This window comes from Streptomyces synnematoformans, from assembly GCF_039531005.1.
In the GTDB taxonomy this organism is placed as follows: domain Bacteria; phylum Actinomycetota; class Actinomycetes; order Streptomycetales; family Streptomycetaceae; genus Streptomyces; species Streptomyces synnematoformans.
Map to the genome: position 1 here is coordinate 1 of NZ_BAAAPF010000173.1, position 15,369 is coordinate 15,369.

Annotated in this window: 11 protein-coding genes and 1 pseudogene; 1 reads left to right on the forward strand and 11 read right to left on the reverse strand. The window is 72.8% G+C overall.

The genetic code is table 11. The features are described from left to right. Window positions 1-37 precede the first annotated feature (37 nt). From ABD317_RS22960 to ABD317_RS22990, 7 genes are all read right to left on the reverse strand, one after another. Entirely contained in the window at window positions 38-1,393 is a 1,356-nt protein-coding gene (locus ABD317_RS22960; protein ID WP_027753627.1) for a GTP-binding protein, read from the reverse strand. 1 nt (window position 1,394) lies between these two features. Then, window positions 1,395-2,321, reverse strand: a complete 927-nt coding sequence (cysD, locus tag ABD317_RS22965; protein WP_344291818.1) for a sulfate adenylyltransferase subunit CysD — start codon at window positions 2,319-2,321, stop codon at window positions 1,395-1,397. Then, window positions 2,318-2,887: an adenylyl-sulfate kinase gene (gene cysC / locus ABD317_RS22970; protein WP_027753629.1), complete on the reverse strand. Its 570-nt coding sequence runs from the start codon at window positions 2,885-2,887 to the stop codon at window positions 2,318-2,320. Before cysC ends, cysD begins: the two co-directional genes overlap by 4 nt. Then, window positions 2,880-4,061, reverse strand: coding sequence for a glycosyltransferase family 4 protein (locus ABD317_RS22975; protein WP_344291819.1), 1,182 nt, complete (start codon window positions 4,059-4,061; stop codon window positions 2,880-2,882). The genes cysC and ABD317_RS22975 overlap by 8 nt, the downstream gene beginning before the upstream one ends. Then, window positions 4,058-5,416, reverse strand: a complete 1,359-nt coding sequence (locus tag ABD317_RS22980) for a sulfotransferase family protein (protein WP_344291820.1) — start codon at window positions 5,414-5,416, stop codon at window positions 4,058-4,060. The genes ABD317_RS22975 and ABD317_RS22980 overlap by 4 nt, the downstream gene beginning before the upstream one ends. Before the next feature lie 244 nt (window positions 5,417-5,660). Continuing rightward, complete coding sequence (locus ABD317_RS22985; RefSeq protein WP_027753632.1) at window positions 5,661-6,113, reverse strand: hotdog fold thioesterase; 453 nt, start codon at window positions 6,111-6,113, stop codon at window positions 5,661-5,663. Between the two features lie 19 nt (window positions 6,114-6,132). After that, window positions 6,133-8,481 (reverse strand): FdhF/YdeP family oxidoreductase, encoded by a 2,349-nt coding sequence (locus ABD317_RS22990; RefSeq protein ID WP_344291822.1) that lies wholly within the window; start codon window positions 8,479-8,481, stop codon window positions 6,133-6,135. A 133-nt stretch (window positions 8,482-8,614) separates the two neighbouring features. On the opposite strand from ABD317_RS22990, the gene polA reads away from it, so the two are divergent. Continuing rightward, entirely contained in the window at window positions 8,615-11,338 is a 2,724-nt protein-coding gene (gene polA / locus ABD317_RS22995; protein WP_425582412.1) for a DNA polymerase I, read from the forward strand. Window positions 11,339-11,449: 111 nt separating this feature from the next. On the opposite strand, the gene pyk is transcribed toward polA, so the two are convergent. From pyk to ABD317_RS23015, 4 genes and pseudogenes are all read right to left on the reverse strand, one after another. Beyond that, window positions 11,450-12,883, reverse strand: a complete 1,434-nt coding sequence (pyk, locus tag ABD317_RS23000) for a pyruvate kinase (RefSeq protein WP_344291823.1) — start codon at window positions 12,881-12,883, stop codon at window positions 11,450-11,452. Window positions 12,884-13,017: 134 nt separating this feature from the next. Then, window positions 13,018-13,734 carry an SIMPL domain-containing protein gene (locus tag ABD317_RS23005; protein ID WP_027753636.1) on the reverse strand — a complete coding sequence of 239 codons (717 nt, stop codon included), beginning with the start codon at window positions 13,732-13,734 and terminating at the stop codon, window positions 13,018-13,020. Further along, complete coding sequence (locus ABD317_RS23010) at window positions 13,731-15,149, reverse strand: lysine N(6)-hydroxylase/L-ornithine N(5)-oxygenase family protein (protein ID WP_344291824.1); 1,419 nt, start codon at window positions 15,147-15,149, stop codon at window positions 13,731-13,733. Before ABD317_RS23010 ends, ABD317_RS23005 begins: the two co-directional genes overlap by 4 nt. Then, a pseudogene (locus tag ABD317_RS23015) lies at window positions 15,139-15,369 on the reverse strand (aspartate aminotransferase family protein); the annotation flags it as partial. The pseudogene ABD317_RS23015 and the gene ABD317_RS23010, both read right to left, overlap by 11 nt.

The window sequence follows — 15,369 nt, forward strand, 5'->3', positions numbered from 1 at the left end:
CAGCGTCCCGCCGGGCGGGCGGCCGGGCGGGGTGCGGTCAGAAGTCCCACTCGGCGTCGTCGAGTTCGGCCCGTTTGGCGCGGTCGGCGCCGGCGAACGCGGCGCCTGCCATGCCGGCGGCCAGGGTGGAGCCGTCGGCGGGGTCGATCAGCAGGAAGGAGCCGGTGCGCCGGCAGTCGCCGTAGGCGTCCATGGGCAGCGGCTCGGAGGTGCGGAGCACGACCCGGCCGATGTCGTTGGCCGCCAGCGACCCGGGGGCGGGGTGGTGGGAGAGGTCGTCGAGGGTGAGCCGGTCGGGGATGTCCTTGACGATCGCCTTGACGGTGCGGGTGGTGTGCTTGAGCAGCACCCGGGCGCCGGGGGTGAGCGCGGTGTCGTGCAGGTGGCAGACGGTGGCCTGGATGTCCTGCGTGGCGGGCGGCGCCTGCTCGGTGGGGGCGATCATGTCACCGCGGGAGATGTCGATGTCGTCGGCGAGCCGGATGGTGACCGACTGCGGCGCCCAGGCGGCGTCGACGCTCTCGCCGAGCACGTCGATGGCGGCGATGGTGGAGGTGTGCCCGGAGGGCAGCACGGTGACGGGCTGGCCGACGTGGAAGATGCCGGAGGCGATCTTCCCGGCGTAGCCGCGGTAGTCGCGGTACTCCGGGGTCTGGGGGCGGATCACGTACTGCACGGGGAAGCGGGTCACGCGGCCGCGCGGGTCGTGGTCGATCTGCACGGTCTCCAGGTGCTCCAGCACCGTGGGGCCGGCGTACCAGTCCATGGTGGCCGAGGGGGTGACCACGTTGTCGCCCTCCAGCGCCGAGATGGGGATGGTGGTGACGGCGGGCACGCCGAGGGCCTTGGCGTACTTGGTGAACTCGGCGGCGATCGTCGCGAAGACGTCCTCGGCGTAGCCGACGAGGTCCATCTTGTTGACGGCCAGGACGACGTGCGGCACGCGCAGCAGCGCGGCGACCGCGGCGTGCCGGCGGGTCTGCTCGACGACGCCGTGCCGGGCGTCGACGAGGATCACCGCCAGTTCCGCGGTGGAGGCGCCGGTGACCATGTTGCGGGTGTACTGCACGTGGCCCGGGGTGTCGGCGAGGATGAAGCGGCGGCGGGGGGTGGCGAAGTAGCGGTAGGCCACGTCGATGGTGATGCCCTGCTCGCGCTCGGCGCGCAGCCCGTCGGTCAGCAGCGCCAGGTCGGGGGCCTCCTGCCCGCGGCTGGCGGAGGCGCGCTCCACGGCCTCCAGTTGGTCGGCGAGGACCGACTTGGAGTCGTGCAGCAGCCGGCCGACGAGGGTCGACTTGCCGTCGTCGACGCTGCCGGCGGTGGCGAAGCGCAGCAGGGAGACCTCGGTGAGCGCGGCCGGCTCCGTGGCGGTGGCGGGTGGGTTCACAGTCATGTCAGAAGTAGCCTTCACGCTTGCGGTCTTCCATGGCGGCCTCGGACAGCTTGTCGTCGGCCCGGGTGGCGCCGCGCTCGGTGAGGCGGGTGGCGGCGATCTCGGCGATGACCTTCTCGATGGTGTCGGCGTCGGAGTCGACGGCGCCGGTGCAGGACATGTCGCCGACGGTGCGGTAGCGCACGGTGCGGGTCTCGACACGCTCGCCGTCCTTGGCGCCGCCCCAGTCGCCGGGGGCGAGCCACATGCCGTTGCGGAGGAAGACCTCGCGGCGGTGCGCGTAGTAGATGTCAGGGAGCACGATCTTCTCGCGGGCGATGTACTGCCAGACGTCCAGCTCGGTGAAGTTGGACAGCGGGAAGACGCGGACGTGCTCGCCGACGGCGTGCTTGCCGTTGTAGAGCTGCCACAGCTCGGGGCGCTGCCGGCGCGGGTCCCAGCCGCCGAACTCGTCGCGCAGCGAGAAGATGCGCTCCTTGGCGCGGGCCTTCTCCTCGTCACGGCGGCCGCCGCCGAAGACCGCGTCGTAGCGGCCTTCTTCGATGGCCCGCAGCAGGGGTACGGTCTGCAGCGGGTTGCGGGTGCCGTCGGCGCGTTCCTTCAGCTCGCCGCGGTCGATGAAGTCCTGGACGGACGCGACGTGCAGCCGCAGGTTGTGCTGGGCGGCGACGCGGTCGCGGTACCGGAGCACCTCGGGGAAGTTGTGCCCCGTGTCGACGTGCAGCAGCGTGAACGGCGGCGGGGCCGGCGCGAAGGCCTTCAGCGCCAGATGGAGCATCACGATGGAGTCCTTGCCGCCGGAGAAGAGAATCACCGGACGCTCGAACTCCCCCGCCACCTCGCGGAAGATGTGCACCGCCTCCGACTCCAGCACGTCCAGGTGCGGCAGCTGGAAGTCCGGGGCGGTGGCCTGCTCGAACTGGCTCATGCGAGACCTCGTTCCACCAGTGCGGCGTGAAGCATCGCCGCGGATTCATCGACACTCTGCTCGTGCGTGGGGATGCGCAGATCGGGGTCCGCGGGGGGCTCGTAGGGGTCGTCCACGCCGGTGAGGCCGGAGATCTCGCCGGCCGCCTGCTTGGCGTAGAGGCCCTTCACGTCCCGTTCGGCGCAGACGTCGACGGGCGTGGCCACGTGCACCTCCACATACGTCGTACCCTCCGTCTGGTGGCGCTTGCGCACCGCTTCCCGGCTGTCCGCGTACGGGGCGATCACCGGTACGAGGACCTTCACGCCGTGCGAGGCGAGCAGCTCGGCGACGAAGCCGATGCGCTGCACGTTCGTGTCGCGGTCCTCGCGGGTGAAACCGAGGCCGGCGGTGAGGAATTCCCGGATCTCGTCGCCGTCCAGCACCTCCACCCGGTGGCCGGCGTCCTGCAGCCGCTCGCCGAAGGCGCGCGCCAGGGTGGTCTTGCCGGCGCTGGGCAGACCGGTGAGCCAGATCGTGGCGCCGCGACCGCGTAGGTCGTCGGCGCCGGGTGCGTTGTCAGGCACTCCCACTCCCGTGAATCTCCTCGAACAGTGCCTCCCACTGCGGATGGACCGCCTCGGGAGTGTAGGAGCGCGACGTCTGCAGTGCCGCCGCTCCCATGTCGGCCCGCAGGCCCTCGTCGTCCATCAGCTGTCCCATGGCCTCGGCGAGCCCGTCCACGTCCTTGCGGCGCACCAGCAGGCCGTCCTTCCCGTGGGTGAGCACGTCGGCGGGGCCCGTCGGGCAGTCGAAGCTGACCACGGGGAGTCCGTGGGTCATCGATTCGATCATCACCATGGGCAGGCCCTCAAACCGCGAGCTGAGCACATAAAAGGATGCTCTCGCAAGTTCGTCGTCCAGTTTGTGCGTGTGCCCCATCAGAAATACGTGGTTGTACAGGTGGTGCTCGTTGATCTGGCGGCGCAGTTCGGCCTTCTTCTCGCCGGTGCCGAAGATGCGCAGCTGCCACTCGGGGAACTTCTCCACCAGCTGTGCCCACGCCGGGATCAGCAGGTCGAAGCCCTTCTGCGGGCAGAGCCTGCCGGCGGCGACGGCGACCTGGTCGGCGTAGGTGGTGAGCTTCTTCTCCCCGCTGTGGACGGCGTTGGGGATGCGTACGACGCGGGTGCCGGGCAGCAGCTCCTGATAGTCCTCGCGGTCACCGTGCGTGAGCACGGCGACGGCGTCGAACCGGGGGTACTCGCGCTGGATGGCGGCGCGGATGTCGGCGGGGTGCGTGCCCAGGTTCATGTGCTCCTGGGCGATCTTGCGGCAGCTGCGTGGCGTGAATCTGGCGGTGAGGAAGTTCAGGCCGGGGCGGGTCGGTACGATCACCGCGTCGCGCTGCCGCTCCAGCCAGTCGATGATCGTGTCCTCGACGTACCGGTTGTAGCGCTCGTAAGCGAACTCGCCCGGGGGGACGTACCGGGGCGGCTGCCCTTCGCGCTCGGTGCGCCGTTCGGCGGCCCGGCGGCCGGCGGCGGCCAGCTCGGCGTCGCGGGCGCCCGGCCGGTGGTCGACGAGCGTGGTGACGGTGACCCCGGGGTGGAGGGGGAAGTGCGGCTCGTCGCGGCCGCGCTGCATGCTGGCGATCTCGACGTCGTGGCCGGCGGCGGCCATGGAGCTGGCCTGGTTGAAGACGGTGCGGATGGTTCCACCGGTGCCGTAGGCGTGCATCAGCAGATAGCGGATCTTCATGAGGACGGCAGCACCTCGACGGAGAGGTTGTCCTTGACGGTGTAGTACGGCTTGACCTCGACGTCGGTGCCGTCGACCCGGGCGGGCTGGCCGGGGAAGACCATGATGTTCTTCTTCCCGGTGATCCCGTCGAGGTGGCGGCCGGCGCGCAGCCGGACCTCGGTGCCGCCCCCGCCCGCGGTGAGGTGGATGTCCCACTGGGCCGGAGGGGTCAGTCCGGCGGGTGCCAGGTCGGCCACGGGCACCGTGACGTCGAAGCCGCCGTCGGAGAGTTCCGCCGGGTAGCGCAGCTGCTGGTCCTCGTCGTCGCGCCGGACGAGGAGCAGCTCCCAGGGGCCGCTGCCGGAGGTGCCGGCGACGCCGTGGAGGCGGCCGGTGAGGCGTACGGCGCCGTCCCGGGGCCAGACCTCGGCGATCTCGGCGTGCGGCTCGCGGGCGGCCGCGGCGGCGCCGGTGCCCTCGTCGTCGGTGTAGCCCCAGGCGGCGCTGATCTCGCGCAGCGGCTCGGGGATCTCGTCGGCGGCGGGCAGCGCCCGGCCGGCCTGCACCTGGCCGCTGCGGATCTTGTCCTTCCAGTCGCCGAGGCCCTTCTTGTAGCTGCTCTCGGTCCGGGAGCCGTAGTCGAGCATGCCGGGCTCGAAGTCGATCTCCAGGTACGAGCAGATGGCCTTCATGGCGGCCTCGGGGTCTTCGGTCAGCTCCTCGTAGCGCACGACGTGCCCGGGCAGGGCCTGGCGGGCGCGCTCCGTGGCGCGCATGTAGCGCAGCGCGTCGAGGGCCGCCTCCTCCTCGGTGCGCTTGGCCGGGTCGGCCTCGTACCAGGAGCGGGCGATGGAGGCGGGGTGGCGGAGCAGGAAGACGAACCGGGCGTCGGGCCAGCAGGCGGCGATGCGCTTGTACGCGAAGGTGTTGCTGGGCGTCTTCTCGACCAGGACGTCCTTGCCGGAGCGCACCAGCTCGCGGTGCAGCACCCGGTCCCAGATGAGGTGCTCCAGGTCGGCGCGCTCCAGGCCCAGCTCGGCCATGGCCTGCTCGGCGAGCCTGGTGCCGGCGTTGACCTCCAGGCGGCGGAAGTGGAGTTCGTGCGCGGAGTGCAGGCGGGAGTGCGCGTTCAGCAGCAGGCGCAGCAGGGTGGAGCCGGAGCGTACGGGCGACATGATGAACACGGGCCGCCGCAGCAGCCGGTCGACCTCGGGATCCTCCGGGGGGCGGTAGGCGACCTGCGCCGGCTTCGGCCCCGCGGACGCCTTGGCGCGGGCGGATCTCGGGGCAGGGGCGTACAGCGGCCCGGCCTTGCGGATCTCGAAGCCCGTGGTCGCGCCGAGCTTGTGGTTCAGCTTCCGGAGGAGGTTCATGCGCCCCGAGGCTAGAAGGCGTTGGTGGGAGGGGCAAAGTACCCGCGCGGCATGTTTGTTAAACGTGCAGGTCATAGCTAGTTTGATCGAGGCGGGGTGGTGCTGGTCACAGCGGCGTCCGCGGACCGCGCGGGCCTGGGGGTACGCGTCCGGAGCACCGCCGTGCATCACTCGGACGGGTGGATTTCCGCGCGGGTCGCCGGCCCCGGCGGAGGTGGGGGCGCCGGGCGCGGGGGCCGCGCGGTCAGGCGTCGCGCAGCAGGCAGGTGAGCCGCGCGGTGCACACCCGGCGGCCCTCCTCGTCGCTGACGACGATCTCGTACGTCGCGGTGGACCGGCCGCGGTGCACCGGCGTGGCGACGCCGGTGACCACGCCGGCGCGCAGGCCCCGGTGGTGGGTGCAGTTCAGGTCGACGCCGACGGCGAGCTTGGCGGGGCCGCCGTGCAGCATGGCGCCGACGGAGCCCAGGGTCTCGGCGAGCACCGCGGAGGCGCCCCCGTGCAGCAGCCCGTACGGCTGCGTGTTGCCCTCGACGGGCAGCGTGCCCACGACCCGCTCGGGGGCCGCCTCCAGCACCTGCAGGCCCATGCGCTGCCCGAGGGCGCCGGCGGAGAACAGCTTCTCCAGGTCGACGCCGACGCCGGCGAACTCGTCGAGGATCTCCGGGGGGAACTTCGTGGTGGTGTGCTCGCCCATGCGCGGCCGGCTCCGTCCTCTACACCGTCGTGTCGGGCTCCACCGTAGACGCGGCCGGTTCCAGCCTGACCACCAGGGACTTGCTCGTGGGGGTGTTGCTGGTGTCGGCGGTGGAGTCGAGCGGGACCAGCACGTTGGTCTCCGGGTAGTACGCGGCCGCGCAGCCCCGGGCGGTCGGGTAGTGCACGACGCGGAAGCCGTCCGCGCGCCGCTCGACGCCGTCGTGCCACTCGCCGACGATGTCCGCGTACGCCCCGTCGGCGAGGCCGAGGGCGGCGGCGTCGCCGGGGTGGACGAGGACGACGCGGCGGCCGCCGCGCACGCCGCGGTAGCGGTCGTCCAGCCCGTAGATCGTGGTGTTGTACTGGTCGTGGCTGCGCAGCGTCTGCAGCAGCAGCCGCCCCTCGGGCACCTCCGGACACGTCACGGGACCGGAGGTGAAGTTCGCCCGGCCGGTGGCGGTGGGGAAGCGCCGCTCGTCGCGCGGGGCGTGCGGGAGGGTGAAGCCGCCGGGGCGGCGGGCGCGGGCGTCGAAGTCCTCGAAGCCGGGCACCACGCGCGCGATGCGGTCGCGGATGCGCGCGTAGTCGCCGGCGAACTCCTCCCAGGGCGTGGCGCTGGCCTCCCCCAGCACGGCGCGGGCGAGCCGGCAGACGATGGCGACCTCGGACAGCAGCGCGTCGCTCGCGGGCGCGAGCCGGCCGCGGGAGGCGTGCACGACGCCCATGGAGTCCTCGACGGTCACGAACTGGTCGTGGCCGCGGCCGTCGGGGCCGGGCTGCCGGTCGCGTTCGGTGCGGCCCAGGGTCGGCAGGATCAGCGCGCGGGCGCCGGTGACGACGTGGCTGCGGTTGAGCTTGGTCGAGACGTGCACGGTCAGCCGGGCGCGGCGCATCGCGGCCTCGGTGACCTCGGTGTCGGGCGAGGCCGCGACGAAGTTGCCGCCGACGGCGAAGAAGACCTTGGCGTCGCCGTCGCGCAGGGCGCGGATGGCGCGTACGACGTCGTAGCCGTGGCGGCGGGGCGGGGCGAAGCCGAACTCCTTCTCCAGCGCGTCGAGGAACGCGGGCGCGGGGCGTTCGAAGATGCCCATGGTGCGGTCGCCCTGGACGTTGCTGTGGCCGCGCACGGGGCAGACGCCGGCGCCGGGGCGGCCGACGTGGCCGCCGAGGAGCAGGAAGCTGACGATCTCCTTGATGGTGGGTACGGCGTGCTTGTGCTGGGTGAGGCCCATGGCCCAGCAGACGACGACCTTCTCGGCGCCGAGCACCAGCTCGGCGGCGCGGTCGATCTCGGCGGCGGTCAGCCCGGTGGCGCGCTCCGCCTCGGCGTCGCCGTAGGCGCGGGCGGCGGCCGCGTACTCCTCGTAGCCGTGGGTGTGCTCCGCGACGAACTCCTCGTCGACAGGGCTCCGGCCGCCGGGGGTGCGCGCCCCGGCGTCGTGCGCGTCGAGGACGCGCCGGGCGAGGGCGCGGAAGAGCGCCTGGTCGCCGCCGACGCGGATCTGGAGGAACAGGTCGGTCAGCGGGGTGCCGCCGCGGGCGAGGCCGCGGACGGTCTGCGGGTTCTTGAACCTGACCATGCCGGGCTCGGGCAGCGGGTTGACGGTGACGATGCGGGCGCCGTTGTCCTTGGCCCGCTCCAGCGCGCTGAGCATCCGCGGGTGGTTCGTGCCGGGGTTCTGGCCGGCGACGATGATCAGGTCGGCCCGGTGGAGGTCGTCGAGCAGGACGCTGCCCTTGCCGACGCCGAGGGTCTCGGTGAGCGCGGAGCCGGACGACTCGTGGCACAGGTTCGAGCAGTCGGGCAGGTTGTTGGTGCCGAACTCGCGGGCGAAGAGCTGGTAGAGGAACGCGGCCTCGTTGCTGGTGCGGCCGGAGGTGTAGAAGACCGCCTCGTCGGGCGAGCCGAGGGCGGTCAGCTCCTCGGCGACGAGGGAGAAGGCCCGCTCCCAGGACACCGGCTCGTACGTGTCGGCGCCCTCGGCGAGGTACACGGGGTGGGTGAGCCGGCCCTGCTGGCCCAGCCAGTAGCCGCTGCGGCCGGCCAGGTCGGCGACGGGGTGGGCGGCGAAGAACGCCGGGGTCACGCGGCGCAGCGTCGCCTCCTCGGCGACGGCCTTGGCGCCGTTCTCGCAGAACTCGAAGGTGTGCGGGCGGTCCGGCTCGGGCCAGGCGCAGCCGGGGCAGTCGAAGCCGTCGTGCTGGTTGACGCGGAGCAGGGTGCGGGCCGTACGCCGTACGCCCATCTGCTCCTGCCCGGTGCGCAGCGCGTGCCCGATGGCGGCGGCGCCGACGGCGGACTCCTGCGGCGGGGTGACCTCGGGGGCGTCCTGCACGGGGTCGCCGACGGGCGGTTTGCCGGCCATGGCGGTCACCCTTTCTCGTGGCGGGGTGTCTCGTGTTCTCGCGGCGGGTTCTCGTGGACGGCGTACGTGACCGATCCTGCCATGCCGCACCGTCACGGGCCCGTTGTCGGTGCGGCATGGCAGGATCGGGTCCGTGGCTGAGAACGCATCGAAACCCCCTGGCCCCCGCAGTCCCCGCCTGATGCTGCTGGACGGACATTCCCTGGCATACAGGGCGTTCTTCGCGCTGCCCGCGGAGAACTTCTCCACCGTCGACGGGCAGACCACCAATGCGATCTACGGCTTCACGTCGATGCTGTCGAACACGTTGCGTGACGAGGAGCCGACGCATCTGGCCGTCGCCTTCGACGTCTCCCGCAAGACCTGGCGCTCCGCGGAGTTCGCGGAGTACAAGGCGAACCGCACCTCGACCCCCGACGACTTCCGGGGCCAGGTCGAGCTGATCGGCGAGCTGCTGGACGCGATGAACGTGCCGCGCTTCGGCGTCGAGGGCTTCGAGGCGGACGACGTGATCGCGACGCTGGCCACGCAGGCGGAGGCGGCCGGGTTCGAGGTGCTGATCGTCACCGGCGACCGGGACTCGTTCCAGCTCGTCTCGGACCATGTGACGGTCCTCTATCCGACGAAGGGCGTCTCGGAGCTGACCCGCTTCACGCCGGAGAAGGTCGAGGAGCGGTACGGGCTGACGCCCGCGCAGTACCCGGACTTCGCCGCCCTGCGCGGCGACCCCTCCGACAACCTGCCGGGCATCCCGGGCGTCGGGGAGAAGACCGCGGCGAAGTGGATCAGGCAGTTCGGGTCGTTCGCGGAGCTGGTCGAGCGGGCCGGGGAGGTCAAGGGCAAGGCCGGGCAGAACCTGCGCGACCACCTGGAGGCGGTGCGGCTCAACCGCCGGCTCACCGAGCTGGACCGCACCGTGGAGCTGCCCACCGGCCCGGAGGGCCTGGAGCGCAGGCCGTACGACCGGACGGCGCTGCAGGTCGTCATGGACGCCCTGGAGTTCCGCAACCCCAACTTCCGCGAGCGGCTGTTCAACGCCGACCCGGGCACCGGCGAGCAGGAGGCCGAGCCGGAGCCCGGGGTGCAGGTCGACGGGCGGGTGCTGCAGACCGGCGAGCTGGCGCCGTGGCTCGCCGAGCACGGCTCGGGGCCGCTGGGCATGGCCACCGTCGACACCTGGCAGCTCGGCGTCGGCAGCGTCACCGAGGTCGCACTGGCCACCGCGGCGGGGCCGGCGGCCTGGTTCGACCCGGCCCGGCTGGACGCCGGGGACGAGCAGGCGTTCGCGGGCTGGCTCGCGGACCCCGGCAGCCCCAAGACGGTGCACGACGCGAAGAGCGCCATGCGTGTCCTCGCCGAGCACGGCTGGACGGTCGAGGGCGTGACGATGGACACTGCGCTCGCCGCCTACCTGGCCACCCCCGGCCGGCGCACCTTCGCGCTCGACGCGCTGTCCATCGCCTACCTGGGCCGCGAGCTGGAGCCCCCGGCGGCCGACGGGCAGCTGGAGCTGGGCCTCGACGGCGCGGAGGGCGACCAGGAGGCGGCCGAGCGGGACGCGCTGATGCGCACGGCCCGCACGGTCCTGGACCTCGGCGAGGCGCTGTCGGAGAAACTGGCGCAGGTCGGCGCGGCGGAGCTGCTGCGCGACATGGAGCTGCCGGTGTCGGCGGTGCTGGCGGGGATGGAGCGGGCCGGCGTCGCCGTCGACCGGGCCCATCTGGAGGCCATGGAGGAGCAGTTCGCGGGCGCCGTGCAGCAGGCCGTCCGGGAGGCGCACGACACGGTGGGACACGAGTTCAACCTCGGCTCGCCCAAGCAGCTGCAGGAGGTCTTCTTCGGCGAGCTGGGCCTGCCGAAGACGAAGAAGACCAAGACGGGCTACACCACGGACGCCGACGCGCTCGCCTGGCTCGCCACCCAGACCGACCACGAGCTGCCGGTCATCATGCTGCGCCACCGCGAGCAGGCCCGGCTGCGCTCCACGGTCGAGGGGCTGATCAAGACCATCGCGGCGGACGGCCGGATCCACACCACGTTCAGCCAGACCGTCGCCGCCACCGGACGGCTCTCCTCCACCGACCCGAACCTGCAGAACGTGCCCATCCGCACCGACGAGGGCCGGGCCATCCGGCGCGGCTTCGTCGTCGGCGAGGGATACGAGTCGCTGCTGACCGCCGACTACAGCCAGATCGAGCTGCGCGTCATGGCCCATCTGTCGGAGGACGAGGGCCTGGTCGAGGCGTTCACGTCCGGCGAGGACCTGCACGACACCGTCGCCTCGCAGGTGTTCTCGGTGCCGCGCACCGACGTCGACCACGAGATGCGGCGGAAGATCAAGGCGATGTCGTACGGGCTGGCCTACGGGCTGTCCGCGTTCGGCCTCTCCCAGCAGCTCGGCATCGAGGCGGCCGAGGCCCGCAAGCTCATGGAGAACTACTTCGAGCGCTTCGGCGGCGTACGGGACTATCTGCGCCGCGTCGTGGACGAGGCCCGCGCCACGGGCTACACGGAGACGATGTTCGGCCGCCGCCGGTATCTCCCCGACCTCAACAGCGACAACCGCCAGCGGCGCGAGATGGCCGAGCGGATGGCGCTCAACGCGCCGATCCAGGGCACCGCGGCGGACATCGTGAAGCTGGCGATGCTGCGGGTGGACCGGGCGCTGCACGCGGCGTCGCTGCAGACCCGGCTGCTGCTGCAGGTGCACGACGAGGTCGTGCTCGAAGTGGCCCCGGGCGAGCGCGAGCCGGTGGAGGAGCTGGTCCGGCGCGAGATGGCGGGCGCGGTCTCCCTGCGGGCGCCGCTGGACGTGGCGGTCGGCGTGGGCGCGGACTGGGAGTCGGCGGCCCACTGAGCGCCTCCCGGCCGGCGGGGGTCGTGGTGGGGTGCCCGGCCGGGGCGTGCGCACCGCGGCGGTCTCCGCCCCGGCCGATGACGGCCGGGGCACGGTCCGTCGCGCCGCGGGTCAGGCGAGGCTGTCCTCGTCGCCGATGTGGTGGACGCGGACGAGGTTGGTCGAGCCGGGGACGCCGGGCGGGCTGCCGGCGGTGATCACGACCACGTCGCCCCTGCGGCAGCGGCCGATCTTCAGCAGCTGCTCGTCGACCTGCGCCACCATCTCGTCGGTCGTCTGCACGACCGGGCCGAGGAAGGTCTCCACGCCCCACGTCAGGTTCAGCTGGCTGCGCGTGGCCGGGTCGGGGGTGAAGGCCAGCACGGGGATCGGCGAGCGGTAGCGCGAGAGCCGCCGCACCGTGTCGCCGGACTGCGTGAACGCCACCAGGTACCGCGCGCCCAGGAAGTCGCCGATCTCCGCCGCGGCGCGCGCCACCGCGCCGCCCTGCGTGCGCGGCTTGCTGCGGTCGGTCAGCGGCGGCAGGCCCTTGGCGAGCACCTCCTCCTCCGCCGCCGCGACGATCCGGCCCATCGTCCGCACCGTCTGGACCGGGTACTTGCCGACGCTGGTCTCACCGGAGAGCATCACGGCGTCCGTGCCGTCCATGACCGCGTTGGCGACGTCGGAGGCCTCCGCGCGGGTCGGCCGGGACGCGTCGATCATCGAGTCGAGCATCTGGGTGGCGACGATGACCGGCTTGGCGTTCCGCTTGGCGAGCTTGACCGCCCGCTTCTGCACCATCGGCACCTGCTCCAGCGGCATCTCCACGCCGAGGTCGCCGCGGGCCACCATGAGCCCGTCGAAGGCGTCGACGATGCCCTCCAGGTCGTCGACCGCCTGGGGCTTCTCCACCTTGGCGATCACCGGGACGCGCCGGCCCTCCTCGTCCATGATCCGGTGCACGTCACGGACGTCCTGCCCGGAGCGCACGAAGGACAGCGCGATGATGTCCGCGCCGGTGCGCAGCGCCCAGCGCAGGTCGTCGCAGTCCTTGTCGGAGAGCGCCGGCACGGAGACGGCGACCCCGGGCAGGTTCAGGCCCTTGTGGTCGGAGACCATGCCGCCCTCGATGACCATGGTGCGGACCCGGGGTCCGTCCACCGCGGTCACCTCCAGCGTGACGCGGCCGTCGTCGACGAGGATGCGCTCGCCGCGCCCGACGTCGGCGGCCAGCCCGGCGTACGTCGTCGCGCAGCACTGGCGGTCGCCCTCGACCGGGTCGACGCTGATGGTGAATTCATCGCCCCGTTCGAGAAATACAGGACCTTCCTGGAAGGTGCCGAGCCGGATCTTCGGGCCCTGAAGGTCGGCGAGTACGCCGACGCTGCGCCCCGTCTCGTCCGCCGCCTTGCGCACCCGTGCGTAACGCTCTTCGTGCTCAGCGTAAGTGCCATGGCTGAGATTGAACCTGGCGACGTCCATTCCCGCCTCGACCAGCCCCTTGATCTGGTCGTATGTGTCGGTCGCTGGCCCCAGGGTGCAGACAATCTTCGCTCGGCGCATGCATTCGACTCTATGACTTACCGGCAGGTAGGGAACCGGGTATTGGCTACTCTCCAACGACGATTGCCTGAAGCTCTATTGAGAACGAGCTGACAACTTATAAAACGTGCGCGCCGCCGCTCTGATGAGCGTTTTCAGAGTTGCGGACGGGTCATCGTGAACCTCGCGTTCACCCGGGCGTAAACGGTCTGCCGCTGGGGTTCGAGATCGAGCGCGGGGGCCGCCTCCGCGTCTGCGGCCAGGGCGCGGCCGCCGAAGCCGCGGGCCGCCTCCGTCGCCATCCACGTCTCGGGGTGCTCCGCACCCTCGTCGGCCACCTCCACGACCGCCGCCAGCTCCGCGCCCAGCGCCTCCGCGTACTCGCGGGCGCGCGTCACCGCCTCGCGCACCGCCTGCTGCCGCGCCTCGCGGTGCACCGGCGAGTCCGGGCGCAGCGCCCACCACGGGCCCTCGACGGCGGCCAGTTCGAGGTCGGCTGCCCGGGTGCTCAGCTCGCCGAGCGCGGTGAAGTCGCCGAGCGTCGCCGTCAGCCGGACCCGGCCGTGGTAGCGGCGCACCCGCTCGCCGCGGCCGTGCCGGCCCAGTTCCGGGGTCACGAGCAGGGCCCCGGTCTCCAGCTTCTCGACCGCGTCGCCGTACGACCTGATCAGCTCCCGCGCCTCGGTGTTGCGGCGGGTGAGGTCCGCCAGCGCGGTGCGCCGGTCGGTGCCGCGGACGGAGACGGTGACGGCGATCCGGGCGATCTCCGGGTCGACTTCGAGGCGGGCCTCGCCGCGGACGGCGAGACGCGGCTCGTCGGGGGTGCCGTGGGGCGGATGGGCGGACGAGGGTGCGGGGGGCGGGATCGTCATGCCTTCACTGTGCCAGGGTCCGGCGCGCGCGGGACCCCGTGCGCCGGCTCGTCGGGCCGTTCGCGCCGGGCCTGCGGGAGCCCGAAGGTGGTGAAGGCGGTGCGGTGCGGCAGCGGGTACGGCTCGGCGCCGGTGACGTCGTTGAGGATGACCGCGCTGCGGTGGGCGGCGAGGCCCAGGTCGGGGGCGCCGACGCCGTGCGTGTGGCGCTCGGCGTTCTGGACGTAGATCCGGCCCGTGACGGCCGGGTCGAGCACGAGCCGGTGCCGCTCGTCGATCCGCGGGCGGCCCGCGGCGTCGCGGCGCAGCAGCGGCTCCAGCGGCGCGAGGAGCCCGTCGAGCGGACGCTCCCGGTAGCCGGTCGCGAGCACGACGGCGTCGGTGCGCAGCGTCTCGCGGGTGCCCTGCGCGGCGTGCTCCAGGTGCAGTTCGACGCGGTGCGAGCCGAGGCGCCCGGCGGTGCGCACGGTGACGCCGGGGGTGAGGACGGCGTCGGGCCAGCCGCCGCCGAGGGTGCGGCGGTACAGCTCGTCGTGGACGGCGGCGATGGTCCCGGCGTCGATCCCCTTGTACAGCTGCCACTGCCGGGGCAGCAGGTCGTCGCGTACGCCCCCGGGCAGGCCGTGGAAGTAGCGCGCGTAGTCGGGCGTGAACTGCTCCAGGCCCAGCTTGCTGTACTCCATGGGCGCGAACGCCGGGGTGCGGGCGAGCCAGTGCAGCCCTTCCGCGCCCGCCGGCCGGGCCCGCAGCAGGTCGAGGAAGACCTCCGCGCCGGACTGCCCGGCGCCGATCACGGTGACGTGGCCGGCGGCGGCGAGGCGCTCGCGGTGGGTGAGGTAGTCGGCGGCGTGCACGACGTCGGCGGTGGGCGACTCGGCGAGCGGGCGCAGCGGCTCCGGCACGTACGGCTCGGTGCCGACGCCGACGACGAGGTGGCGGGCGTGGGCGCGGCCCAGCGCCGCGGCCCCGCCGGAGCCGTCGAGCTGGGTGAAGTCGGCTTCGAACAGGCCGCGTTCGGCGTTCCAGCGGACGTCCTCGACCTGGTGGCCGAAGTGCAGGCCGGACAGCTGCCCGCTGACCCAGCGGCAGTACGCGTCGTACTCGGCGCGGTGGGTGTGGAGGCGCTCGGCGAAGTAGAAGGGGTAGAGCCGCTCGCGGACACGCAGGTAGTTGAGGAAGCTGAAGGGGCTGGTGGGGTCGGCGAGCGTGACGAGGTCCGCGAGGAAGGGCACCTGGAGGGTGGTGCCCTCGATGAGGAGCCCGGGGTGCCAGCGGAACTCCGCGCGGCGCTCGTAGAACGCGGTGGTCAGGCCGCGCAGGCGGGCGGCGAGAGCGGCCAGCGAGAGGTTGAACGGGCCGATGCCGACCCCGGCGAGGTCGAGGGGGCGGTCGCGGCCGGCGTGCTCAGCGGGCATCGGCGGCGGTTCCGTTCTCGCGGGCCGGGTGGTCCGGGTGGTCGGCAGGGCCGGCCGCCGCCGGGGCCGCGCGGTGGGCCTCGGTGACGAGCTTGAGCAGGTTGCGCAGGTCGCTCGCCTGGACGTGCGGGTTGAGCAGGGTCGCCTTCAGCCAGCGCCGGCCGCCGGCCGTGGCCCGCCCCAGCACCGCGTGCCCGTCGGCGCGCAGCCGCCGGCGCAG